Source organism: Dermatobacter hominis (assembly GCF_020715685.1).
Taxonomy (GTDB): Bacteria; Actinomycetota; Acidimicrobiia; order Acidimicrobiales; family Microtrichaceae; genus Dermatobacter; species Dermatobacter hominis.
In genome coordinates, this window is record NZ_CP085840.1 from 361,778 (window position 1) to 384,741 (window position 22,964).

Annotated in this window: 23 protein-coding genes and 1 tRNA gene; 20 read left to right on the forward strand and 4 right to left on the reverse strand. The window is 69.8% G+C overall.

The features are described from left to right. Window positions 1-38 precede the first annotated feature (38 nt). The 3 genes from aroA to LH044_RS01710 all read left to right on the forward strand — a co-directional run bounded on the left by aroA (window position 39) and on the right by LH044_RS01710 (window position 2,765). On the forward strand, window positions 39-1,337 hold the full coding sequence (gene aroA, locus LH044_RS01700; RefSeq protein WP_227758065.1) for a 3-phosphoshikimate 1-carboxyvinyltransferase: 1,299 nt from the start codon (window positions 39-41) through the stop codon (window positions 1,335-1,337). Window positions 1,338-1,348: 11 nt separating this feature from the next. After that, a complete protein-coding gene (cmk, locus tag LH044_RS01705) occupies window positions 1,349-2,026 on the forward strand; it encodes a (d)CMP kinase (protein WP_227758066.1) in 678 nt (225 codons plus the stop codon). Window positions 2,027-2,093: 67 nt separating this feature from the next. Then, the gene (locus LH044_RS01710; protein WP_227758067.1) at window positions 2,094-2,765 is read left to right on the forward strand and encodes a lysophospholipid acyltransferase family protein; all 672 of its coding nucleotides are present in this window, start codon (window positions 2,094-2,096) and stop codon (window positions 2,763-2,765) included. A 33-nt stretch (window positions 2,766-2,798) separates the two neighbouring features. Here the strand turns inward: LH044_RS01710 and LH044_RS01715 are convergent, their stop codons facing one another. From LH044_RS01715 to LH044_RS01725, 3 genes are all read right to left on the reverse strand, one after another. Next, window positions 2,799-3,191 (reverse strand): hypothetical protein, encoded by a 393-nt coding sequence (locus tag LH044_RS01715; protein WP_227758068.1) that lies wholly within the window; start codon window positions 3,189-3,191, stop codon window positions 2,799-2,801. A 96-nt stretch (window positions 3,192-3,287) separates the two neighbouring features. Beyond that, the gene (gene ispH, locus LH044_RS01720) at window positions 3,288-4,379 is read right to left on the reverse strand and encodes a 4-hydroxy-3-methylbut-2-enyl diphosphate reductase (RefSeq protein ID WP_227758069.1); all 1,092 of its coding nucleotides are present in this window, start codon (window positions 4,377-4,379) and stop codon (window positions 3,288-3,290) included. Between the two features lie 85 nt (window positions 4,380-4,464). Further along, window positions 4,465-5,694, reverse strand: coding sequence for an alpha/beta hydrolase family protein (locus LH044_RS01725; protein WP_227758070.1), 1,230 nt, complete (start codon window positions 5,692-5,694; stop codon window positions 4,465-4,467). 65 nt (window positions 5,695-5,759) lie between these two features. On the opposite strand from LH044_RS01725, the gene LH044_RS01730 reads away from it, so the two are divergent. The 17 genes from LH044_RS01730 to LH044_RS01810 all read left to right on the forward strand — a co-directional run bounded on the left by LH044_RS01730 (window position 5,760) and on the right by LH044_RS01810 (window position 22,121). Further along, window positions 5,760-7,262 carry a DUF512 domain-containing protein gene (locus tag LH044_RS01730; protein WP_227758071.1) on the forward strand — a complete coding sequence of 501 codons (1,503 nt, stop codon included), beginning with the start codon at window positions 5,760-5,762 and terminating at the stop codon, window positions 7,260-7,262. Then, on the forward strand, window positions 7,255-8,565 hold the full coding sequence (gene der, locus LH044_RS01735; protein WP_227758072.1) for a ribosome biogenesis GTPase Der: 1,311 nt from the start codon (window positions 7,255-7,257) through the stop codon (window positions 8,563-8,565). Before LH044_RS01730 ends, der begins: the two co-directional genes overlap by 8 nt. Window positions 8,566-8,665: 100 nt before the next feature. Beyond that, entirely contained in the window at window positions 8,666-9,061 is a 396-nt protein-coding gene (locus LH044_RS01740) for an FKBP-type peptidyl-prolyl cis-trans isomerase (protein ID WP_227758073.1), read from the forward strand. Continuing rightward, a complete protein-coding gene (locus tag LH044_RS01745) occupies window positions 9,058-9,669 on the forward strand; it encodes an FKBP-type peptidyl-prolyl cis-trans isomerase (protein WP_227758074.1) in 612 nt (203 codons plus the stop codon). Before LH044_RS01740 ends, LH044_RS01745 begins: the two co-directional genes overlap by 4 nt. A gap of 1 nt (window position 9,670) precedes the next feature. Continuing rightward, window positions 9,671-11,266, forward strand: coding sequence for an acyl-CoA carboxylase subunit beta (locus tag LH044_RS01750; RefSeq protein ID WP_227758075.1), 1,596 nt, complete (start codon window positions 9,671-9,673; stop codon window positions 11,264-11,266). A 21-nt stretch (window positions 11,267-11,287) separates the two neighbouring features. After that, on the forward strand, window positions 11,288-11,527 hold the full coding sequence (locus tag LH044_RS01755) for a hypothetical protein (protein WP_227758076.1): 240 nt from the start codon (window positions 11,288-11,290) through the stop codon (window positions 11,525-11,527). A 96-nt stretch (window positions 11,528-11,623) separates the two neighbouring features. Next, window positions 11,624-11,698: transfer RNA gene (locus tag LH044_RS01760), tRNA-Pro, on the forward strand. Window positions 11,699-11,822: 124 nt separating this feature from the next. Next, a complete protein-coding gene (locus LH044_RS01765; RefSeq protein ID WP_227758077.1) occupies window positions 11,823-12,938 on the forward strand; it encodes a tyrosine-type recombinase/integrase in 1,116 nt (371 codons plus the stop codon). A gap of 116 nt (window positions 12,939-13,054) precedes the next feature. After that, on the forward strand, window positions 13,055-13,255 hold the full coding sequence (locus LH044_RS01770; RefSeq protein WP_227758078.1) for a helix-turn-helix domain-containing protein: 201 nt from the start codon (window positions 13,055-13,057) through the stop codon (window positions 13,253-13,255). Between the two features lie 44 nt (window positions 13,256-13,299). Continuing rightward, entirely contained in the window at window positions 13,300-13,545 is a 246-nt protein-coding gene (locus tag LH044_RS01775) for a hypothetical protein (protein ID WP_227758079.1), read from the forward strand. Beyond that, on the forward strand, window positions 13,542-13,802 hold the full coding sequence (locus LH044_RS01780; protein ID WP_227758080.1) for a hypothetical protein: 261 nt from the start codon (window positions 13,542-13,544) through the stop codon (window positions 13,800-13,802). Before LH044_RS01775 ends, LH044_RS01780 begins: the two co-directional genes overlap by 4 nt. Beyond that, a complete protein-coding gene (locus LH044_RS01785) occupies window positions 13,799-14,974 on the forward strand; it encodes an AAA family ATPase (RefSeq protein ID WP_227758081.1) in 1,176 nt (391 codons plus the stop codon). Before LH044_RS01780 ends, LH044_RS01785 begins: the two co-directional genes overlap by 4 nt. Window positions 14,975-15,497: 523 nt before the next feature. Then, on the forward strand, window positions 15,498-15,941 hold the full coding sequence (locus tag LH044_RS21970) for an HNH endonuclease (protein WP_227758082.1): 444 nt from the start codon (window positions 15,498-15,500) through the stop codon (window positions 15,939-15,941). Window positions 15,942-16,104: 163 nt separating this feature from the next. Then, complete coding sequence (locus tag LH044_RS01795) at window positions 16,105-16,461, forward strand: thermonuclease family protein (protein WP_227758083.1); 357 nt, start codon at window positions 16,105-16,107, stop codon at window positions 16,459-16,461. 343 nt (window positions 16,462-16,804) lie between these two features. After that, complete coding sequence (locus tag LH044_RS01800) at window positions 16,805-19,588, forward strand: S8 family peptidase (protein WP_227758084.1); 2,784 nt, start codon at window positions 16,805-16,807, stop codon at window positions 19,586-19,588. A 1,382-nt stretch (window positions 19,589-20,970) separates the two neighbouring features. After that, window positions 20,971-21,696 (forward strand): excalibur calcium-binding domain-containing protein, encoded by a 726-nt coding sequence (locus LH044_RS01805; protein WP_227758085.1) that lies wholly within the window; start codon window positions 20,971-20,973, stop codon window positions 21,694-21,696. After that, window positions 21,693-22,121 (forward strand): thermonuclease family protein, encoded by a 429-nt coding sequence (locus LH044_RS01810; protein WP_227758086.1) that lies wholly within the window; start codon window positions 21,693-21,695, stop codon window positions 22,119-22,121. The genes LH044_RS01805 and LH044_RS01810 overlap by 4 nt, the downstream gene beginning before the upstream one ends. Before the next feature lie 351 nt (window positions 22,122-22,472). On the opposite strand, the gene LH044_RS01815 is transcribed toward LH044_RS01810, so the two are convergent. After that, window positions 22,473-22,871, reverse strand: a complete 399-nt coding sequence (locus tag LH044_RS01815) for a hypothetical protein (RefSeq protein ID WP_227758087.1) — start codon at window positions 22,869-22,871, stop codon at window positions 22,473-22,475. Window positions 22,872-22,964: the final 93 nt, after the last annotated feature.

Below are 22,964 nucleotides of genomic sequence, written 5' to 3' on the forward strand. Positions count from 1 at the left end.
CTGACGACGCCCGCACTGGCGGCGCCGAGGAGGCGCCGATGCCGATCCGGCCGGTGACCGCGCCGCTCGACGCCGTGATCCGGCCTCCTGGGTCCAAGAGCGTCACGAACCGGGCCCTGGTGTGCGCAGCGCTGGCCCGTGGCACGTCGGAGCTGGTCGGCGTGCTCGACGCCGACGACACCTCCGCGATGGTCGACTGCCTCACGTCGCTCGGCATCCCGATCACCCCCGTGCCCGACGACGGCAGGGGCTCCGCGATGGTCGTGCGGGGCAGCGGCGGCCGGCCGCCGCTCGACGGCGCCATCCTCGACGCGCGGCTCTCGGGCACGACCTCCCGCTTCATCGCCCCGGTCGCCGCGCTGGCCCGGGGGACCGTCATCCTCGACGGTGGGGTCCCGCTGCGGCGCCGACCGATGGGCGCGCTGCTGGACGCGCTCGAGGCGCTGGGGGCGGGTGTCGAGCCGCTGGGCGAACCGGGCCACCTGCCCGTGCGGATCACGGCGTCGCCCCGGGACGCTCTCGGCGGCACCGTGCAGGTGACGGGCGACGTGAGCAGCCAGTTCCTGTCGGGGCTCCTGCTGTCGGGCCCGTGCTTCGACGACGGCCTCACGGTCGAGGTCACGACCGAGCTCGTCTCGGTCCCGTACGTGGCGCTCACCCTCGGCGTGATGGGCGCCTTCGGCGCCACGGTCGACCACGACGAGGACTGGCGGAGCCTCCGGGTCGCTCCGGGCGGGTACCGGGCGGTCGAGCGCTACGAGGTCGAGCCCGACGCGTCCGCCGCCTCGTACTGGGCGGCCGCAGCGGTGATCGCGGGCGGCACGGTCCGCATCGAGGGGCTCGGCCGTTCGAGCACGCAGGGCGACGTCGCCTTCATCGACGTGCTGGAGCGGATGGGCGCCGAGGTCGTCTGGTCGGACCACGACGTGGTCGTCCGTTCCACCGGCACGCTGCGGGGCGTCACCGTGGACATGGCCGACATCTCCGACACCGCCCAGACGCTGGCCGCGGTCGCCGTCTTCGCCGACGGCCCGACGACGGTGACCGGCATCGGCTTCATCCGGGGCAAGGAGACCGATCGGATCGCAGCGGTGGTCACCGAGCTGCGCCGGCTGGGCGTCGAGGCGACCGAGGACGACGACGGGTTCACGGTCCAGCCAGGACCGGTGTCGCCCGGCGACGTGGCGACCTACGACGACCACCGCATGGCCATGAGCTTCGCCCTCCTGGGCCTTCGGGCCGAGGGCATCCGCATCCTCGACCCCGGGTGCACCGCCAAGACCTATCCGGGGTTCTGGACCGACCTGGATCGCGTGACCGCGTCCGCCCGTCCCTAGGATCACCCCCCGTGGAACCGAGCGACGTCCCCGTGATCGCCATCGACGGTCCTGCCGGATCCGGCAAGTCGACCGTCGCCCGCCGGCTGGCGCGACGACTGTCGCTCCAGTACCTCGACACGGGCGCGATGTACCGGGCCGTCGCCTTCGCCGCCATCCGCCAGGGCCTCGACCCCGTCGACGTCGGTCCGGTCGCGGCGCTGGCCACCACGATCGACCTCGTCGTGGCCGATGGCGACGTCGTGGTCGACGGCGTCGACGCCTCGGTCGAGATCCGGGGCCCCGAGGTGTCGCGGGCGGTGAGCGTCGTCGCCGCGAACCCCGAGGTGCGCGAGGAGATGCGGACCCGGCAGCGGGTGTGGGCCGTCGAGCACCGCGGCGGGGTCATCGAGGGCCGCGACATCGGCACCGTCGTGTTCCCCGACGCGCTGCTCAAGGTGTACCTGACCGCCGACCCGGCGGTGCGCGCCGCCCGGCGGGCGAAGGAGATGACCGATCTGGAGTACGACACCGTCGCCGCCGACATCGCCCGTCGCGACGCGGCCGACCAGGGCCGGTCCGACAGCCCGCTGGTCGAGGCGGACGACGCCGTCACCGTCGACACGACCGGGCTCGAGATCGACGAGGTCGTCGAGGTGATCGCCGGGATGGTGGAGGAGCGACTGGCCGACCGGGACGCGGCGAGGTGACACTGCCCACCAGCTGCGGATGGACCGCGACCGGCGCCGGCGGTGCGCTCCGGACGGGGGAGGGAACGTGAGCAAGGTTCTGATCGATCGTGCGCCGCTGCGCCCGATCTCCAAGTGGGGGCGCGTGTCGTACCGGGTCTTCCGCGGGATCGGTCGGCTGATCCTGAAGCCGCTGTGGGGCCTGAAGGTCGAGGGCCTCGACCGGCTGCCGGTCGGCGTCGCCTACGTGATCGCGCCGGTGCACCGCTCCTACGTCGACTTCGCCGTGGTCGCCGCCGTGATCCCGCGCGAGGTGCGGTTCATGGCCAAGGACAGCGTCTGGAAGTGGCGGTGGCTGGGCCGGTTCATCGAGTTCAACGGCTCGTTCCCGGTCGACCGCGAGCACGTCGACCGCGACGCGCTCCGCCGCTGCGAGGACGCGGTGGCCGGCGGCGACCCCGTCGTCATGTTCCCCGAGGGCCGGCGCAAGGACGGGCCCGTGGTCGAGGAGCTCTTCGACGGGCCGTCGTTCGTCGCCTGCCGCAACCGCGTGCCGATCGTCCCGATCGCCATCGGCGGGTCGGTCGAAGCCATGCCGCGGGGCGCCAAGATGATCCACCCGGCACGGGTCCGCGTCGTGATCGGCGAGCCGATCTACCCCGACGTCCCTCCGACCGGGCGCGTCCCGCGTCGGGCCGTGTCGGACAACACCGAGCACCTGCGCGACGTGCTGCAGTCGCTCTACGACAGCGTCCGCTGAGGCCGAGCCGCCGCAGCAGACCGCCGGTCGCGGTCAGCCGACGTTGGTCGTGACGAGCACGCCGAGGTACATGGCCGCCACGGCGAAGAGCGACGACATGGCGCCGCCGACGGCGAGCATCGCCTTGTTGCCCTTCGCCTGCGTGTGGACCGCGGCACCGATCGCGGTGAGCACGACGGCCAGCAGGTGCAGCTCGACCCACGGGTGCGGGAGGTCGCCCAGGTCGATCGCCATCAGGTTCCACAGGCCGGTCAGCACCGCGAGCCCGAAGGCGGGCCAGGCGATGCGGTTGAACGCGGCGGCGACCGCCTTGGGCGCATCGGGGCCGAGCGTGCGCGCGGTCGGCACGAGCCCGGCGAGGACGATCTGGCCGCCCACCCAGACGGACGCGGCCAGGATGTGCAGGAACAGGCGCAGCGCGGTCACCGGCTCAGACTGACACGCTGCGTTCCGTCGCGCAGAACCGGGCCGACCGTCGTGCTCTTGCGAGACTGGCCGACGCAGTGGCAGCGCCGACGGGGGTCAGGCGAGGTCGGCGAGGACGGCGCTCGCCGCCAGGGCCCGGTCGTCCGACGGCGGGCGCCGGTCGGGGTCGGCGCCGAGGCCCAGGCCGCCGACGGCGTCGATCGCGACCAGCAGGTCGCGCAGGTTGCGCGGGGGAGGGAAGTACTCGTCCTCCTCGGTGAGGCGGACCTCCTCGACGCCGCGGGCCGGGTCGAGCGCCACGATCACCTGGTCGACGAGCTCCTCCGGGGCCGACGCCCCGGCGGTCACGCCCACGACCCCGTGCAGGTCGACCGAGCCGTCGGCCCGGCGGGGCAGCTCGCCGGCGGAGTTCACGCGCAGCACCGTGGCGCAGCCGGCGCCACGCGCCAGGCGCTCCAGGGCGAGGGTGTTCGAGGAGTTCGCCGAGCCGATGACGACGACGGCGTCGCAGCGCGAGGCGATCTCCATCAGCGCGGACTGCCGGTTGGTGGTGGCGAAGCAGAGGTCGCTCCGACCCGGCGTCCAGACGTCGGGGAACCGCTCGGTGGTGGCCTCGGCGACGTCGGCCCAGTCGCGGTGCGACAGCGTCGTCTGGGCGAGGAGCGCCACCGGTGTGCCGAACTCGGGGAGCGCGTCCACCTCGGCGACGGATTCGACGCGGTGGATCGCCTCGGGGGCGACGGCCATCGTCCCGACCGCCTCCTCGTGGCCCTCGTGGCCGATGTAGACGATCGAGTACCCCTTGCCGGCCCGGACCTTCACCTCGTGGTGGACCTTGGTCACGAGCGGGCAGACGGCGTCGACGACGAACCCCCCGTTGTCCCGGGCGGCCTGCACGACCTCGGGGGCCGAGCCGTGCGCGGACAGCATGAGCGGCCGGCCGGGCGGGACCTCGTCGATGTCGTCGACGAAGACGACGCCCTGCTCCCGGAAGCGCTGGACGACCTGCTGGTTGTGGACGATCTCGTGGTAGCAGTACACGGGCCCGTCGAAGGCGCGGACCATCCAGGCGAGGGCCTTGATGGCCATCTCGACGCCGGCGCAGAACCCGCGGGGCGCGGCCAGGAGCACCAGGTCGACGCCCCCGCTCGGCGGCGCGCCGGGGTCCTCGGTGGTCGTGTCGGTCACGTCACGAGCCTACGGGGCGCCGCGCCCGCCGCCGTGCCGGCTGGGGTAGCGCGCCCTGCCCTGGCCGACTCGGACCGGCCGGGTGTCAGGGCGCGTGGCGGTAGGTGGCGACGTTCGGCAGCGACGCCAGGACGCCGTCGCCCAACCCGACCGGCTCGGGGTCGAGCCCGGAGCGGTACCGCAGCTCCGCTGTCACGAGGTGGGCGACCTGTGGCCACAGCACCGGCGAGTCGGTGAACGGCGGCGTCGGGCAGCCGTCGTTGCCGAGCTGCAGCAGGAAGTCGGGGAGCGGCAGGCCGGTGGCGAGCGCCAAGGCGATCACACCGCCGCCGCCGATCTCGCAGATGTCCGAGAAGGCGTTGTTGTGGCCCGCACCGTCGAGCTCGAGGAGCCTCTTGGGCCCGGCGGTGTAGTCGTAGCCGGTGCGGACGCCGTCGATCGACGCGACGCCGTCCTGGATGCCGCTGAGCCACATGACGGCCTTGTCGGCCGGGAGGGCGGGCGCGGTGCCCTGCACGATGCTCAGCAGCGAGACGCCGGCGCTCAGCGGGATGGCCGAGTGCACGTCGGGCCGGGCCAGCAGCCGGATCGAGGTGCCACCGCCGGCGGAGTGGCCGACCGGGTACACGCTCGAGGAGTCGACGATGCCCGACAGCACGCTGTCGGGCGCGGCGTCCTGCGCCTTCACGGCCTGGATCGCCTCGTCGGCGATCGTGGTGTCGGGGCGGGAGACGGCCGGGCCCTCGCCGAGCACGCTGCCGAGGCCACGCTCGAGGTAGTCGGGCGAGATCACGACGAAGCCCCAGGACGCGAGGTGCGTCGTCAGCTTCGTGGACTGCAGCCGGTAGCTGGCGAAGCCGTGCGAGAACAGCACCAGCGGATACGGGCCGTCCGCGTCGTCGGCCGGGACGTCGCGGTGGGCGATCGTCTGGAACGGCGGGTCCACGTCGGGCGGGATCAGCGCGTCGAAGCTCGGCGGCACGAAGTCGCGGATGTGGTACGCCTCGGCCGGCGTGTCGCCGATCTGGGCGGCGTCGGCCGGGTACCAGACCTCGACCGAGCGGTCGGCGAGCTGGAGCGTGGTCACGCCCACCTCGTGGGGGCCGAGCTCGGTGTACGCGGCCTCGGACGCCCTCGGCGCGTCGTTCGGGCTCGTTCCCGTGGCCGGGGCCGGGGGCTCGGGCACGCAGGCGGCGGCCAGCAGCGCCAGCGCGGCCACGGCAGCCGTGGCGAACGCCCGCCGACGGCGTCGGCTCGCGGTCCGGTGCGGCTGTCCGCACGCGCCCATCGCAACCATCAGATCGACCTCGCCCACCGGGCACCCCCTCAGCTCATCCGCCGCCCGGGAGCATAGGTCGTCGGCAAGTACCATGGTCGGCCGTGTCCCTCGCCACCGTCGTCGCCGTCGCGCCCGGATCCCCGGCCGCCGAGGGCGGCGTCGCGCCCGGGGACGAGCTGGTCGCGATCGGCGGACGCCCGCTGCGGGACGTCATCGAGTTCCGCGTGCTGTCCGACGAGGCCGAGGTGGAGCTGGAGCTGCGCCGCGGCGGCATCGAGCTGAGCGTCGAGATCTCGAAGGAGCACGGCGAGCCGCTGGGCCTCGAGGTGGACTCGCCGGTCTTCGACGAGGTGCGCACCTGCGACAACCACTGCGAGTTCTGCTTCATCCACCAGCTGCCGCCCGGGATGCGTCGGAGCCTGTACCTGAAGGACGACGACTACCGGCTCTCGTTCCTGTACGGGAACTTCACGACGCTGACCCGCTTCACCGAGGCGGACCTCGAGCGGGTGCTGGTCGAGGGCCTGTCGCCCCTGTACGTCAGCATCCACGCCACCGACCCCGACGTCCGGGTCGAGCTGCTGCGCAACCGCCGCGGCGCGACGAGCCTGCGGTGGCTGCGGGCCCTGCTCGACCACGGCGTCGAGGTGCACGGCCAGATCGTCGTGTGCCCGGGGTTGAACGACGGCGACGTCCTCGACCGGACCCTGTGCGGCGTGCTCGACGAGTACCCGGAGCTGGCCGACGTGGCGGTCGTCCCGCTCGGCGTCAGCGCCCACAACCGGGAGCCCCGCATGCGGCCCCACACGGTGGCCGAGGCGCAGGCCGTCGTCGACGTCGTCGACCGCTGGCAGGAGGTGTTCCTGGCCACGCTCGGGCACCGGATGGTGTTCGCCGCCGACGAGTACTACCTGCTCGCCGACCGGCCGTTCCCCGACGCCTCGACCTACGGCGACTTCGGCATGCACGAGGACGGCATCGGCATGGCGCGCGCGTTCGAGGCCGAGCTGGGCGGGCGGGCCGGCGAGGGCATCGGCGTGCAGCCCGGGTTCTTCTCGTGGGTCGACGGCGCGCCGGCCGACGGCTACCGGGCGCCGCGTACCGACGGTGGCTGCGGCGCAGTCGCGTCCAGCGCGCCCGCCGCGCCCGCCGACGGTGGCGGCGCGACCTCGGTCTCGCTCGGCGCCCGCCGGCCGGCCGCCGACGCCCCGGTCGGCATCCTGACCGGCGCCTACGGCGCCCGGGTCCTGGCCCCGCTGCTCGACGACGTGCTGGCGGCGGCGGGTCGCGGCGGGCTGGCCGGCGCCGGGGTGCGGATCGTGCCCGTCGAGAACCGGTGGTTCGGCGGCAACATCGGCGTGGCCGGCCTGATGGTCGGCGAGGACGTCGCCCGGGCGCTCGAGGCGGAGCCCGCCGGGCACCGCTACCTGCTGCCCGACGTCTGCCTGTCCCGGGGCGCCTTCCTCGACGGGACCCGGCCCGAGGACCTGCCTCGCCGGGTCGAGGTCGTCCCCACCGACGGGGTGGCGCTGCGCCGGGCCCTGCTCGGACCCGAACCTGCGCCGGCGGTCGCCGAGCCCGTCACCGGAGGCCCCCGTGGCTGACCTGCCCGTCGTTGCGATCGTCGGCCGACCGAACGTCGGCAAGTCGACGCTGATGAACCGGATCCTCGGCAAGCGGGTGGCGATCGTCGAGGAGAAGCCGGGCGTCACCCGCGACCGCAAGGAGGTCGAGGCCGAGTGGCGCGGCCGCCCCTTCCTGCTCGTCGACACCGGCGGGTGGATGGCGGGCGGGTCCGACCTCGACAAGAAGGTCTCGAACCAGTCGGAGCTGGCGATCAAGGACGCCGACGTCGTGCTGTTCGTCGTCGACGCCAAGGTCGGCGTCACCGAGGAGGATGCCCAGGTCGCCAACCTGCTGCGGGCGCTCGACCGACCGGTGCACGTCCTGGCGAACAAGGTCGACGACACCAGCCACGAGGCCCTCATCTGGGAGCTGATGGCGCTCGGGCTGGGCGAGCCCGTCCCGATCTCGGCGCTGCACGGCCGTGGCACCGGCGACCTGCTCGACGTGATCGTCGACGAGCTGCCCGAGGAGGAGCCCGAGCCCGAGCAGTCCGACATGGAGGAGGGCGAGGGCGTCATCTCCGTCGCCCTCGTGGGTCGCCCGAACGTGGGCAAGTCGACCTTGTTCAACCGGCTCATCGGCGAGGACCGCGCCGTGGTCCACGACATGCCCGGCACGACCCGCGACGCCGTCGACACGGTCGTCGAGACCGAGATCGGGCCGCTCCGCTTCGTCGACACCGCCGGCATGCGGCGCAAGTCCCGCATCGACGAGGGCACCGAGTACTTCTCGATGGTGCGGGCGCTGAAGGCGGTCGACGAGGCCGACGTCGCCCTGCTCGTGATCGACGCGACCGAGGGCGTCACGCACCAGGACCAGCGGCTGGCCGAGCGGGTCGACGGCGCCGGCTGCCCGATCGTGGTGCTCCTGAACAAGTGGGAGCTGCTCGACGAGGACCAGCGCAAGGACGTGCTCTACCAGCTGGGCCAGCGGCTGCACTTCCTCGGCGACGCGGCCGTCCTGCGGATCTCGGCCCTCACCGGCCGGGGCGTGCACCGGCTGCTGCCGGCGCTCGAGAACTCGATCGACGCCTACCACACGCGCATCCCGACCCGTCAGGTCAACGACGTGATCCGGCGGGCCCAGCAGGCCCAGCCCGGTCCGCACGGCGCCCGGGTGCTGTATGCGACGCAGGGCGCGTCGGATCCGCCGACGTTCACGCTCTTCGCCAACAAGACCATCCCCGCCAGCTACCTGCGCTACCTGGAGCGCCAGCTCCGGGAGGCGTTCGGCCTCGAGGCCACGCCGATCAAGATGCGCGTGCGACGCCGGGGCAGCTGAGCGGTGCTGAGGCGCCGCTCCGGGAGCGTCGGCGTCCCGGCCGGCGGCCCCTACGATCGACCCGGGCCGATGACGGCCTCCGGGACCCCTGAGGAGGACCATGAGCCAGGTTCGTGACGAGATCGAGGCGCGGGGCAAGCCCCAGCTGGGCGCCACCGACGCGGTGACGGAGCTCGTCATCACCGACGAGGTCGAGGGCAGCGGCGACGAGGTCACCCCCGGTGCCACCGTCACGGCCCATTACGTCGGCGTGTCGGCCTCGACCGGCTCGCAGTTCGACGCGTCGTGGGACCGCGGCGCTCCGATCAGCTTCCCGCTCGACGGCGTCATCCGCGGCTGGAGCGAGGGGCTCGTCGGCATGAAGGTCGGCGGCCGTCGCACGCTGGTGATCCCCGGCGACATGGCCTACGGCGCCAACCCGCCTCCCGGTGCGGGCATCGCCCCGAACGAGACGCTGGTGTTCACCGTCGACCTGGTGGACGTGTCGTGGCGGTGACGGGGCCGAGCGCCGGCCGCATCGGTCCGGCGCGGCGTGCGCTCGCCGCGGTCGGCGTCGGCCTGCTCGCGCTGAGCGGCGTGGCCGCCGCGTGCGGCGACGACGACGAGTCCAGCACCTCGACCACCATCGTGTCCGACGGCGGGTCCGGCGGTTCGATCGGGTCGTCGAGCGGCTCCGGGAGCTCGAGCGGGTCCGACGGCGCGAGCTCGTCGAACAGCGAGGCCGCCGCCGCGGTCGAGGCGCGCGGCGAGCCGACGGTCCCGGCCGTCCAGGGCCCGGTGACCGAGCTGAAGATCACCGACGACGTCGAGGGCACCGGCAAGGAGGCCACTCCGACCTCCACGGTGAACGCGCAGTACGTGGGCGCCGTCGCCTCGACCGGCGAGGTGTTCCAGTCGTCCTGGCAGATGGGCGGCGCGGTCGAGTTCCCGCTCGACCAGGTCATCCAGGGCTGGAGCGAGGGCATCCCCGGGATGAAGGAGGGCGGACGGCGCACGATCGTCATCCCCGCCGCCATGGCCTACGGCGAGAACCCGCCGCAGGGCTCGGGGATCCCCGCCAACGCGGACCTGGTCTTCACCGTCGACCTGGTGTCGGTGGACTGACGTGGCGCCCCCGGACGCGGACGGCGTCGCAGCGGATGGCGAGGGCGACGGGGTCCAGGACCCCGCCGCCCGGTTCGCCGCGGCCTCCGGCCGCGCCCGGCGGGGCAACCTGGACGCCGGCGCCGAGAAGCTCGCCGCCCAGGGGAAGCTGTTCGTCCGGGACCGCATCGCGCTGCTGTGCGACCCCGGGACGTTCGTCGAGGACCAGCTCCTGGCCAACGCCCCCTACCGGGACGACATGAGCCCCGACCTGCCCGCCGACGGCGTGGTGACCGGCGTCGGCGAGATCGACGGCCGACCCGTCGCGGTGATGGCCAACGACCCGACGGTGAAGGCGGGCAGCTGGGGAGCCCGAACCGTCGAGAAGATCGTCCGGCTCACCGAGACCGCGCTGCGCGACGAGATCCCCGTCGTGTGGCTGGTCGACTCGGCGGGGGCCCGCATCACCGACCAGGTCGAGCTGTTCCCCGGCCGCCGGGGTGCGGGGCGGATCTTCTACAACCAGGTCCGACTGTCGGGGAAGGTCCCGCAGGTGTGCTGCCTGTTCGGGCCCTCCGCCGCCGGCGGCGCCTACATCCCCTCGTTCTGCGACCTGGTGGTGATGGTCGAGGGCAACGCGTCGATGTACCTCGGCTCGCCCCGGATGGCCGAGATGGTCATCGGCGAGATCGTCTCGCTCGAGGAGATGGGCGGCGCCCGGATGCACGCCACGGTGTCGGGCTGCGGCGACAACCTCGCCGTCGACGACGAGGACGCCATCCACCAGGCCCGGGCCTACCTCACGTACCTGCCCAGCCGGTGGAGCGAGGATCCGCCCGAGTACCACGCCGTCCCGCCGGCCCGGCCGCTCACCGCCGACATCGTCCCGGCCGAGGAGGCACAGGGCTACGACGTCCACGACGTCCTCGACGGGCTGCTCGACGCCGAGTCGTTCTTCGAGATCAAGCCGCTGTTCGCACCCGAGCTGGTGGTCGGCTTCGGCCTGCTCGAGGGCCGACCGGTCGGCATCGTCGCGAACAACCCGATGCACAAGGGCGGCGTGCTGTTCACGGACTCCGCCGACAAGGCGGCGCGGTTCATCTGGCTCGCCGACGCGTTCGGGGTGCCCCTGATCTTCCTCGCCGACGTGCCGGGGTTCATGATCGGCTCGCAGGTCGAGCGCGAGGGGATCATCCGCCACGGCGCCAAGATGATCACCGCCGTCTGCGAGGCGACCGTCCCCAAGGTCTCCGTGATCGTCCGCAAGGCGTACGGCGCAGGCCTCTACGCCATGTCGGGGCCGGCGTTCGAGCCGGTGGCCACGATCGCGCTGCCGACCGCCAAGATCGCCGTCATGGGGCCCGAGGCGGCGGTCAACGCCGTGTTCGCCAACAAGATCGCGGCCATCGACGACGAGGCCGAGCGGGCCGCGTTCGTCGAGGAGCAGCGTGAGATCTACGAGACCGACGTGGACCTGCTGCGTCTCGCCTCCGAGCTCGTGATCGACGCCGTCGTCGAGTGGGAGGACCTGCGCAGCGACATCGCCCGCCGCCTCCAGCGTGCCGCCGGCAAGGACCGGACGTTCTCGGTCCGGCGCCACGGCGTGCCGCCGGTCTGAGGCGGGGGAGCGAGGCCGGTCGTGCCCTGGTGCGAGGACTGCAGCAAGTTCTACACGCCGTCGACGCTGACACCGGAGGGCGACTGCCCGGAGGGCCACCACGTCGCGGACCCGGAGACGGCGATCACACAGTCGGCCGCTGCGCCGCGCGAGGAGGACCAGAGCTCAGGGGTTCCGTGGCACTTCTGGCTGCTGCTGGCCGCCGTCGTGATCTACCTCGGCTGGCGCCTAGTCCAGGGCATCCAGTGGCTGCTCGGCTGAGCGCAGGCACAGGTGCGCCGCCGTCGCCCAGGCGGCCCGGAGGCGTCCGATCCGGGTTCGGCCGCCGAGCGCGTCGGCGCTAAGGTGACCGACTCCCGGGCTGTGGCGCAGTTTGGTTAGCGCGCTTGACTGGGGGTCAAGAGGTCGGGAGTTCGAATCTCCCCAGCCCGACAGCAAGACAGGCCAGTAGATACAAGGCGTCGGCCCCCGCAGAGATGCGGGGGCCGACGCTGTTTTCTGAGCGTGCCACGACATATGCCACATCGGTGTCACCGGATCGTGGCACCGTGGTGGTATGAGGGGAACAGTCCGACACCTGGGCGGGGACCGCTATCAGCTGCGAGTCGACGCCGGCAACGACCCGGTCACCGGCAAGCGCCGCCAGCTCGGCAGGGTGCACCGCGGAACTCCGACAACTGCCCAACGGGCGCTGAGGGCACTGATCAGAGAGGTTGAAGACGGCACCGCCGCTACCTCGGTCATGACCGTCGACCAGCTGCTGCAGCAGTACCTCGCCGGTGCCCGAAGGCGGCTGAAGCCGTCGACTGTCGAGGCGTACCGCTACGCAGTCGAGGCAGTCGCAGGCTCACCGCTCGGCACCATGCGGATCGATCGGGTGAAGGTGTCGGACGTCGAGCGGTTCCTCGACGCAATGGGCGACCGGCCGTCGATGGCGGCGCTCGTTCGCCGCACTCTCCGAGCGGCGTGGAACGACGCCATCCGCCTCGAGCAGGTCACCCGCAATCCCGTGGTGAATGCTCGGGCGCCACAGCGCCCCCCATCGAAGGCGACAACCGCAGAGCTGCCGGACGTGCTCGCTGCCATCGCCGCTGCGCCCTCGGACCTCGCCGTCCTGCTGCGGGTAGCCATCGCCACCGGCGCCCGTCGTGGCGAGCTCCTCGGACTTCAATGGGGCGACGTCGACCTGGACGTCGGAATCGTGGCATTCACCCGCAACGTCACTGGCGATGGTCGCCGGCTTCACATCGGCACGCCGAAGACGGGCAAGGTGCGCTCGGTCTCCATCGACGATGCCACCGTGGCCGCCCTGAAGGCGTGGCGGTCGGAGTGTCAGGAGGACGCTCTGGCGTTCGGGGTGGATCTGAAGCCGACGACTTGGATTTGGTCGCAGCGCCCCGACGGACGGGACCCGTGGTGGCCCGACACGGTGACGCACCGGTGGGCGACGCTCCGCAAGAAGGTGCCAGGGCTCGAGGGGGTCAGGTTCCACGACTTGCGGCACACGAACGCGAGCGTGCTCATCGCCGCCGGTGTGGATCCCGTGACGGTCGCAGAGCGCCTCGGGCACTCGACGCCCGTGATCACCCTCGGCACGTACTCTCACGCGCTCCCGGCGAAGGACCGTGGGGCGGCGACGCTCATCGGAGAGGTTCTGGAACGACAAGTGTGATATCCGTCACAGCCGATTCGTCACCAGTCGGCACGAGTCGTCACGCGTAATCACACGGCCTCGCGCACTTTTCAGGGTGTTTGAACAAACTCAGATCGTGCGGTTCGGTGGGTCTCATGACCTCCTCCGAGACCCCAGACCTGCCGGGATTTCTCCTCGTCGACGAGGTGGCGGCGATCCTCAGGACGCCAAAAGCCACGTTGTACGCATGGCGCACGAACGGCACCGGCCCGCCCGCTAGCCGCATCGGCCGCAAGCTCCTCTACCCCCGCGATGAACTGCTCGCCTGGGTGGAGCAGCAGTCGAGCGCGGCATGACGGACCCAGACGCGAGAGAGGCGCCCTCGGCCGGGCGCCCCTCGGTGACCAAGACGCTGGTGGCGGGCTCGATCAGCCGCAATCGTAGCGACAGCTCCGCCGTCACAGCGGACCGCTACAGCGCCGGCAGCCTCGACCACTGGACCCGTCAGCGAGAACGCGTCCTCGGTGGGCTGCTACGCCTCGACCGCGACCCCGAGCGGGCGGCCGAGCTACTGCGGGAGCAGCTCGGCGGCCGAGCCCTCGCCACCATCTGGCTCCACGAGGCGCTCGAGGCGGTCAACAGATGAGCGCCCTCGCCACGATCCACGACACCGGGGAGCACGTCGCCGGCGTCCTGCCCGAGGTGAACTCCTTCCACATCGAGGTCCGGCGCAACCAACGGCGCCGGGACGGGCGAATCCGCTGGATAGAGGAACGAGCCGAGGTCATCGGCTGGGCCGTCACCGACCTCGGCTGCGTCTACCCCCTGGCCCTGTTCACCGAGGCCGACGACAACGGCGACTACGCCCGCCTCGTACGAGGCCAATGGGAGCCCGCATCGTGAACTCAGACGACGCCCTAGAGCGGCTACGGGCGGCACGGCTCGCAAACGGCCGAGATCCTCGCACCGGCAAGAGACAGAGCAGCGAGGACGCAGCCCACACCGACTCTGACAGGCGCAGTGGCCGAAGCCTGAGCTCGCTGACCTACCTGCGAGACCAGATCGACGCCGTCCTCGACATCGAAACCGTCGCCGAGGACCACGACCGCATGCCACGCCTGCGCCCCGCTGGCTCCTGGCTCTTCGAGCAATACGAGGAGAAGCCGCCAATCTGGGGACGGGACGACGAGATCCTCTGGCCCGACGACGAACCCCTCGTGATCGCCGCACCGACCGGCGTCGGCAAGACCACACTCGCCGCGCTGCTCGTCCGGTCGATGGTCAGCCTCGGCGACGACGTTCTCGGATACCCCGTCACCCCCTGCGATCGGGTCCTGTTCCTGGCTCTCGACCGCCCCGCACAGATCCGACGTGCCATGCGCCGCATCTTCACCGAAGCCGACGAGGCGGCCCTCGACGAGCGCCTGATCGTCCACCCGAGGCCGCTCGACGAAGACCTCGGCAAGAACCCGGAGCTCCTCGTCGCGCTCGCTGCGGAGGCCCAAGCCGACCGCGTCGTCATCGACTCGGTGAAGGACACGATCTCCAAGGTCAGCGACGACGAGTCCGGCGGCAGCTTCAACCGCGCGGTGCAGCTCTGCTGCGCCGAAGGACGCCCGACCGTGTCGCTGCACCACCAGCGCAAAGGCCAGCAGGGCGCGAAACCCAACCGGCTCGAGGACGTCTACGGATCGACCTGGATCACCGCCGGCGCAGGTTCCGTCGTCCTGCTGTGGGGCGAGGCCGGTTCCGGGTCAGCCGAGCTCATCCATCTCAAGACGCCGTCCACGCCCGTCGGCCCCCTCTCGGTCGAGATCGACACGTTCGCCGGGACCATGCAGGTCACCCGCGGTTGGGACCCGCTCGCATGGCTCCGGATGCGCGGCGACGCAGGCGGCCAGGTGCCCGACGCGGCCAGGGCTATGACCAGCAAGGAACCGACCAAGACCAGCCGGGACCGCGCCAGGCGCCGGCTCGAGGCGCTGGTGGCGCGGGGGCTCGCCACGAAGACAGGTGGCGGCGACCCAAACAACCCCGCGACCTACCGCTCGATCGACGTCACGGACGTGCGGTGATCACTACTCGGACCCCCTACTCGCCCCACTTGGACCGAGTACCTGCCGCACGACTACTCGGCCCTGCTCAGACCCCTGTCCTACCGCTACTCGCGCACTACTCGCCCCTACTCGCACAGCCACTACTCGCTGCACCCCCCCTCTACAGAGGGGGTGCAGCGGTGGCACGACCACAGAGGAAGACCATGACGAACCCCCTCACCACCCCCACCCGATACCGCGCCGACGACGACCTCGACACTCCGACTCGACCGACTCCGCGTCTGGGTCGCCCAGGTGCCGAACGAGCACCGCCCGCACGTCGCCGCCCGACTCGACCAGCTCGCCACGCTCCTCGGAGAGCTCGTCGCCGACATGCCGGACGACGCGGCGTGAAATCGTCGACACACAACACGGTCCAGAGCGGGATGGAGGATCCTCGGAACCTGGCCCTAAAGGCGCGGTCGGGTTCTAGGGGGAGCCTCTCGGCGCCCTCCACTCCGCTCTGGACCCGTCTCTCTCCCCGAGGCATGGGGGGGTCCTCATGACACGGGATCCTCGAGGCACGGCCGCTTGGAAGCGCATCCGCCGCTCCGTTCAGGCGTCGGTGCGGGCGTCGGGCGCCACCTGCCATCGGTGTGGCGCCTTCATCCGGCCAGACGAGCCGATCGACGTCGACCACCTGGTGCCGGTGGCTGTGGACCCGTCCCGGGCGCTCGATCCGACGAACGTGGCCCCCTGTCATCGCCGGTGCAACAGGGCGGCCGGAGCTCAGATGACGAACGCAAAGCGGACGAAGGTGCCTTGGTCGGCTGGCGTGTGCGTCGAGACGGGCGAGGAGATCACGCTCCGTTGGTCGACGCGCTGGCTCGGAGAGCCGGGCGGATGCCTGCGGGAGCACAGCAAGGAGTGCCCCGATCACTGCCCGGTTCGGCCGGAGGTCTGCCGCCTGGATGGCGTCTTGTGGGTGCCGCCGTCATGGCGGTGACCGTTTCTCGGGCGTGGCCCGCACCGCCACCACCCGCCGGTTCGGGGGGACTAGTCACGATTGACCGCAGCGGGGTGCTAACCGAGGATCGCCTGATGTCGTCAATAGCGCCGCCACCGCATCAGCCTTCGTTCCCAGTCGTCGCTCGGCGGCCGCCACGTCGATGTTGTGGCCGGGATGCTCGAGGGTGTCGGATGGGTCGGAGTGGTCGGCGCCGTTGTCCTTGCGGTCGTCTTGTTCAACGAGTCCAGGACGGGCGCAGTCAATAGCCAAGGAGCGGGTACGGGAGCTCGTCGCTTGTAAGGAAGTCGCTGTCGTCACGTTGACCGGCCACGACCAGACCGACCGATGGGGGCGAGAGCTCGGCTACATCACCTTCAACCAGACCGGCCTCGGCACCGTGCTCATCGCAGAAGGCCTCGCGCACGCCCGCTACGACGACCTCGACGGATACGACCGGCACCCACGCCAGGACGCGTACCGTTACATCGACGTCGTGACGCCGAACCTCTGCGAGTAGATCGATCACGGTGAAAGGTCGTACGAGAGTCGTCACTGAGCTCGGCGCCGACAACGAACAATGTCGGCTGACAGCAGGCGGCTTTCCATCGGCACGCCCTCAGCACCTCACTACGGCGCGACATTTGCGTATCCATCCCCGAGCCACTGCTACGTTTGTCTTGGGTTTGGGATGTGAGGGAGGAATCGTGGGCGAGGTTTCATCTAGCGCGCGTATGCGGGCGGTGTCGGGTCGGCGTAGGCGTCGGCTGCTGGTTGGGATGTCAGTGGTGCTTGTCGCTGCTGGGTGCGTGCCAGACCCGCCAGCTGAACCGGCCCCTCAATTGACCACGAGCATCGAATTGATGACGGGCACCGTGGATGCCGCCGAGGTGCCCGTGCCTGGCGCCGCACAGGTGTTGTCCGTATCGGCTGTTGAGTTCGATGGGATCACCGTGACCGGAGGCCCGGGTGCATCATCGCCGTCAGCGGCGAGAATCGTGGCCACTGCCTCCGCCACGTCTACACCCGCCGTACGAACGACCGAGGTGTCCGTGGCATGGTGCAGAGAGATCGTGTCCGACGGCGCGGCGTGCCCCGATGGTCGGTCTGCGACGTCGACGGTGAACGTCACTGTCAACGTGCGATCGCCTGGCGGTGTCCCGGAGGGCTATGACACGCCCGATGCCTCGAGGTACGTCGATGATGGAAGCGGCCAATTCATCCTTCCGGATGAACTCGCGGTCATCGCCGCACCAGCAGCTACTCCTGAGGCCGTGCAGTCGACCGTCGAACGATTCGGCGGGAAGCTCACGGCCTCAGACTTTGACTTCGGCACCTACCGGGCTCGATTCGACAGCCGTCCGCTCGCCGAGGCAGCCGTCGCAGACCTGATGTCCGACGACGCCGTGATCTCTTGGGCCGAACCTGTGTGGTTGCTTGACTCCAACACTGGGGACCCCGCCGATTGGAGCGGCTACGGCGACAATTGGGATGCCTACACATGGCCGCAGCGCCAAACTGGGCTTCCAGCTGCGTGGGGCATCGGTCGCGGTGGAAACACCTCGATCGGCATCGCCGACTTGGGCATCTACAGGAGCCATCCTCAGCTGAAGGGTGTTGTGTCGTCCTACCAGATGTCGAGCGCCGCCCTTTCGGAGCTCGATCGTGTGCGGAACGAAGTTGCAGACGCTCACGGGACCCACGTTGCAGGCACGGCATGCTCGAAAGACGGTGACGGCTGGCTCGTCGGCGCGGCCCAGGATTGCCGTCTCCACCTCTTCGACATCCTCGGTGTCGGGGGTGATCAGCTGTTGAACGAGCTGAAGAGTTGGTTGAATGGGACGGACGTTCGGGTCGTGAACTTCTCGTGGACTGCGGCCGGCGCATCGGAGAGCAGGGGCTGTGAGAAGAACTCGGCCGCGGTTGCGGCATGGTCGCCTAAGTGGCGCGAGTTCTTCTCGCACCCCGACATTCGTAACCGGCTGTTCGTACTCGCAGCTGGCAACTGCGGCAACCTTTCGGTTGAGGATTCCTTGCCGGGCGCAGTCGCCGACGAATTCGATCATGTGGTCTCGGTGGGCGCGACGGCCAAGGGTGCAGGAACCACTCTCACAGACTTCTCGCAGAGAGGTGCCGAGGTAGCGGCCCCTGGTGCCGGAATCTCGGGACCGGTTCAACGACGGAACGCATGTCGGGACAACGGCTCCGTGTTCTGTGACCACGAGATCACCTCGATGTCCGGCACGTCGATGGCTGCGCCGATGGTCACCGGCATCGCGGCTCTCACGATGGGCTACAGCCCGTCTCTATCCGCACCCGAGATCGGGCGTTGTCTCGTCCGCGCTTCAACGACTGGTCCTGCTACGGCTGCGCCGGAGATCTCCGCGACCGGCGCACTCTCGTGCGCGAAGCCGAGTCCCGCGACACCGACCTACACAGGTCGCGTCGTCAGGCTCGCAGATGGACGCAGCTACTATGTAGATCTGCGCAACACCAAGCATTGGATCCCGGACGGCGGCACCTTCGAGTGTCTCGTCGCACAGACCGGCCCGGCCGTGGACGGCGACGTCACGACGATCAACCAGATGCAGGAGTGGGAGCACGCCAAGTGCGTTAAGGCCCACCGCGGCATCACCGTTGTCCGGCACCCGGTCAACGGTGACGCCTACTTCCTCAATGCCAACGGGTCGCTCAGTTGGATCCGCGACGGTCGAACCTATGAATGTCTCGGCAACAAATTCCTCTGGGAGGTGCCGCGGTACTGGATCGACGATCAGCCGAAGGCTGCCACTTACCCTTCGTTTGACTGTATGGCCCAGGCTCGCGGTTCGATCGTGTCACCGGGCGAGATGTGGCCATGCGGAATCGACAATCCTGGAGGGTGTGCAGGCATTGGTGGCGATTGGCATTACATCGACAAGCGCGGCGATACCCACATTTGGGACGATGACCCATTCGATTGCCCTACGATCTCCTACTCCGGAATCTGGGTGCCGATGCACCTTGTAGAAGCGAGACGTTACGAGGAGGCGTTCTGCTACATCACGCCAGCTGCTGGCAGCATCGCTCGGGCCGGTGACGGCGACTCCTACCTCATCGGCGGAAGCGGCGAACTCCGCCACATCACGACTGGTGAAGTGTTCGACTGCCTCAGAGCGAACGGTTCGAGGCTCTACAGCCCTTATCCGCGCTACTGGATCCTCGATCAAGCGCGAGGCTCCGATGTCTCATCATGTACGTGGAACAACCGGACAACTGCCTACGGGACGATCGTCCAACAAGGCTCGGCCTCGTACTACATCGACAAGCGAGGATGGCGACACGCCATCCCCGACGGCGGCACATTCGAGTGCCTCCGAGCCCAGAACGTCCCGCTCTACGGCAACATCGGATCTCTGATCAGTCAGTTCTCCCCGCAAGAACCCGCAGAGTGCGTCAGGGTGAACCCAGGTGACATCGCTCGCACTGACGATGGTGACGCGTATGTAATTGGCTTTGACTGGACGAGACGCTGGATCGAAACCGGCAACGCCTACAACTGCCTCGTCGCCCGAGGCCACAGGGTTGTCAACTCGGTACCGCGTTACTGGATCGACGATCACCCCCAGGCGTACCCGAACTACAACGACTCGAACAGCTGCATCTGATCGCTTCTGCTGCCGGTGTCCCGCTATCCGCGGGACACCGGTGCTCTTGGTGGCCAGCGTCGCGCCGACGTGTGGACAGTGCCGTCAGATCCGTCCCCGCTGGTCTGTGTGACGGCTTAGGTCGCCCGTGGCGCATTGCAGCCATCCGGTTCACTGGACGCATGGGAGACACGATCTGCGCACGATGCGGCCGGCCCATCCGCGATGCCGGCCGACCACTTGTGACCGACCGCTACGGGCGCCGTTGCCACATGTCCTGCCTCGGCACGGTCCGGCCGATCCGAGAGACGGACCACGACCGCGACTAGGCGGCCCAGGGGGCACTGAGACGCGCCCGTTCATGCTCACGTACCGGATCGGCTACGCCTGACATTGCGAGACTTCGGTACCGGCGCCGGTCTTGGGCGAGGATGGGACCGCCCGCGGGGCCGAGTCGCCGCCTCCGGTCCGGGTGTGTCACGCTGACGCCGCTGTGTACCGGTTGGGCAGGAAGGGCATCGTGAAGCGAATTTTGTGGACGGCAGTTGCGTGCGTGGGACTCGCCGCTGTGGCGGCATGTGCGCCGAACCAACCCAATGCGGGAGCACCCCCGAGCACTGGCAGCGGGCCAGAGGGTCTCAGCGAGGTGGTTGTGCCTTGGGGCCACGTCATCACCGTCGGGCTGGACTCGGCGATGTATCCGTCAGGTGCGACGATTTCCTTCCACCACGCAGTGTTTGACCCGGTCGGCGGAACCGTGTGTGTGGCGCTCGTGGAGACGACCGAGGGTGCGATCGTTCCGGGAGCAACACCGATCCCGGGCTCCGAAAGCTGTCAAGCAGTCCCAGCGGGGGGCAACCAGACACTCAATCAGACGAACCCCGTTCCCCTTCTCGCCGGGAAGCATAAGTACGGGATAACTGTGACGTCGGCGCCGAGCCTGAACGAGTTCTCGGCCTTCCCGCGCGGCGACGTGACCATCAACTGGTAGGTCGCTTAGGCGGCGCGGCCGGCACGAAGCCGCGCCCGTTCGCGCGGAGCGGTGTCGGCCACGAGCCCGAACGACAACTCCTCGACAGTTCGTCGACGCCGCCATGACGAGGCGAACCGACGGCAGTCGACCGGGTAGCCGCTCCTCAACGCCGGCTCTCCGGACATCTGACCACCGATTCGGTTGTGACTTGTCGTCAGAAGCGAGAAATGACGGGCCATTGCATGCCGTCCTAACAGTGAGAGTCTGCGGAGCTTCCCGCCGGGTTGAGCGCCGTCACCTCCGCACGTACTCTCTGCACAGGCGAGGGAGGGAAATCATGCGTTCGAGAAGAGTTGTCGCGCTCGTCATCGCGCTCGGCGTGACGTTGTGTTGGGCTCAGGGCACGGCGGGCGCCAATGAAGGTTCGGAAGTGACCGAGCCGACGGTGGTCACCACCGTTCCGCCAGTCGAGCCCGCTCCGTCGGTGGAGGCGGCCGCGGTTGGCCGGTCGTTCTCGAGCTGTGCGGATGCGGCGGCTGCTGGCTACTTCAACATGCAGCGTGGTCAGCCGGGCTACTCGTCGGGCCTCGACCGCGATGACGACGGGGTGGCCTGCGAGACCGATGACGGCGTGCCTCGGTACGGCAACCCGGACGGCACCGTGACGACGACCACGGCGCCTCCTGCCCCTTCCACGACGACGACCACTCCGCCCACGACCACGACGACTGCCGCAGCTGCCGTGCTGGCGAACACCGCCCAGCAGGGCGGCTGCGATCCGAACTACAGCGGTGCGTGCGTCCCGATCGCTGCAGGCGACACGATCAACTGCGACGACGTCCCGACGAAGGACTTCAGGGTCGTCGGCTCGGACCCCTACCGACTGGACGAGGGAGGCATCCCGGGCGTCGCGTGCGAGAGCGAGTCGGCCTCCTCAGTGTCGAGCGGTTCGACGAGCTCGGGCGCGAGCTCAGCTGGCCAACTCGCCCAGACGGGCGGCAGCAGCGTGCCGATGGCTGCGCTCGCATCGGGCCTCATCCTGGCTGGGCTCCTCGCCTTCCTCGCGCGGGGACGGCTGAGCCAGGTCCGCTACATCGTCGTCCACTCCAAGACCGGGGCCATCCACCTCGTGCCGAAGGCACGCCGATTCGAGTGACCCGCCGACGCGCGATCGCAGCGCTGCTCGTGACCGCGGCGGTAGCCCTGGCTGGCTGTCGAACCGGCACGGTGGACCACGTCGTTGACGGCGACACTGTCGACGTCAACGGAGAACGGGTGCGCATCATCGGGATCGACACCCCTGAGCGCGGCGACTGCGGCTTCAACGAGGCCAAGCAACGCGTCGAGCAGCTCGTCGGTGGTCGCGAGGTCGCGGTCATCACGGTGGCCGGCCACGACGAACGAGACCGATACGGCCGCGAGCTTGGCTACATCACCTTCAACCAGACCGACTTGGGAACCGTTCTGCTCGCTGAAGGTTTGGCTCATGCTCGCTATGACGGTCTTGACGGCTACGACCGACATCCTCGCCAAGACGCGTACCGGGCGCTCGACGCCTCCACACCGAACTTGTGCGGTTGAGGACGCCGAGTGTCATCAAACACGGAGGACTACGTCCGGTACAGGATGAAGCCCGCTCTGCGCCGACAGTTTCAACCGATTGCGTTGCGGGTCATCGCAGAAGCAGGTGGCGAGGTCGACATCAGCGATATCCGTCGCGCCATCCAGGCCCGCCATCCTGACCTTCGGTGGGATCGGCGGTATCCGCTCGGAGTACTCGCCGACAACGGAATCATCGAGGTGAGGGGCTCGGTAGCGACACTGGTAGAGCGACTCGATGACCAACAGGTCGCATCTCTGCTGCTCGCCCTCGACGAGCGATCGGTACGAACCGCCGGGCTTCGGGTCGAGGATGCTTCGTGGCGCTCGGACTCACCCGAGTGGCAGAAGCTCCGCCACCTCGTCGTCGAACGGGACGGCGAGCGGTGCGCAGTCGCTGGGTGCGGCCAGACGTCCGGTCTCGAGCTCGACCACATCTGGCGGGGCTCCCTGCTCGCAGCGGCCGGCTGGGCACCATCGGCGATCAACGACCCGAAGAACCTGCAACTGTTGTGCAGCGTTCACCACGCTGCCAAGACCGCTGACGAGGCCCAACTGCTCTCGATCGACAAGTCGAGGCCGCAGACGTAACAGCCGACAGTCGAGCTTGGCGTTTCGTCCCTGCTCGAGAGCGGCCCGCCGGTCCGGGTACCGCTGGAACTGGTCGTGGACGGCGGTGCCGACGCCGGCGAACTGGGCGAGGCGCACGAGGTCGCGATCGGAGCGGGCCATCGCTCAGACCGTAGGAATGGGGTGTGACGCTCGACCCGCGGAAGGGAGGAGCGGTGCATCGGCTCAAATCCTTTAGTCTCCAGCCGACTGGTC

Excerpts from the sequence above, each read along its gene's own strand:
- LH044_RS21970 (WP_227758082.1), top strand. The coding sequence starts at position 15,498 with ATGACACGGGATCCTCGAGGCACGGCCGCTTGGAAGCGCATCCGCCGC.
- LH044_RS01795 (WP_227758083.1), top strand. The coding sequence starts at position 16,105 with ATGTTGTGGCCGGGATGCTCGAGGGTGTCGGATGGGTCGGAGTGGTCG.
- LH044_RS01740 (WP_227758073.1), top strand. The coding sequence starts at position 8,666 with ATGAGCCAGGTTCGTGACGAGATCGAGGCGCGGGGCAAGCCCCAGCTG.
- LH044_RS01780 (WP_227758080.1), top strand. The coding sequence starts at position 13,542 with ATGAGCGCCCTCGCCACGATCCACGACACCGGGGAGCACGTCGCCGGC.
- LH044_RS01815 (WP_227758087.1), bottom strand. The coding sequence starts at position 22,871 with ATGGCCCGCTCCGATCGCGACCTCGTGCGCCTCGCCCAGTTCGCCGGC.
- aroA (WP_227758065.1), top strand. The coding sequence starts at position 39 with ATGCCGATCCGGCCGGTGACCGCGCCGCTCGACGCCGTGATCCGGCCT.
- LH044_RS01800 (WP_227758084.1), top strand. The coding sequence starts at position 16,805 with ATGACGGGCACCGTGGATGCCGCCGAGGTGCCCGTGCCTGGCGCCGCA.
- LH044_RS01765 (WP_227758077.1), top strand. The coding sequence starts at position 11,823 with ATGAGGGGAACAGTCCGACACCTGGGCGGGGACCGCTATCAGCTGCGA.
- LH044_RS01770 (WP_227758078.1), top strand. The coding sequence starts at position 13,055 with ATGACCTCCTCCGAGACCCCAGACCTGCCGGGATTTCTCCTCGTCGAC.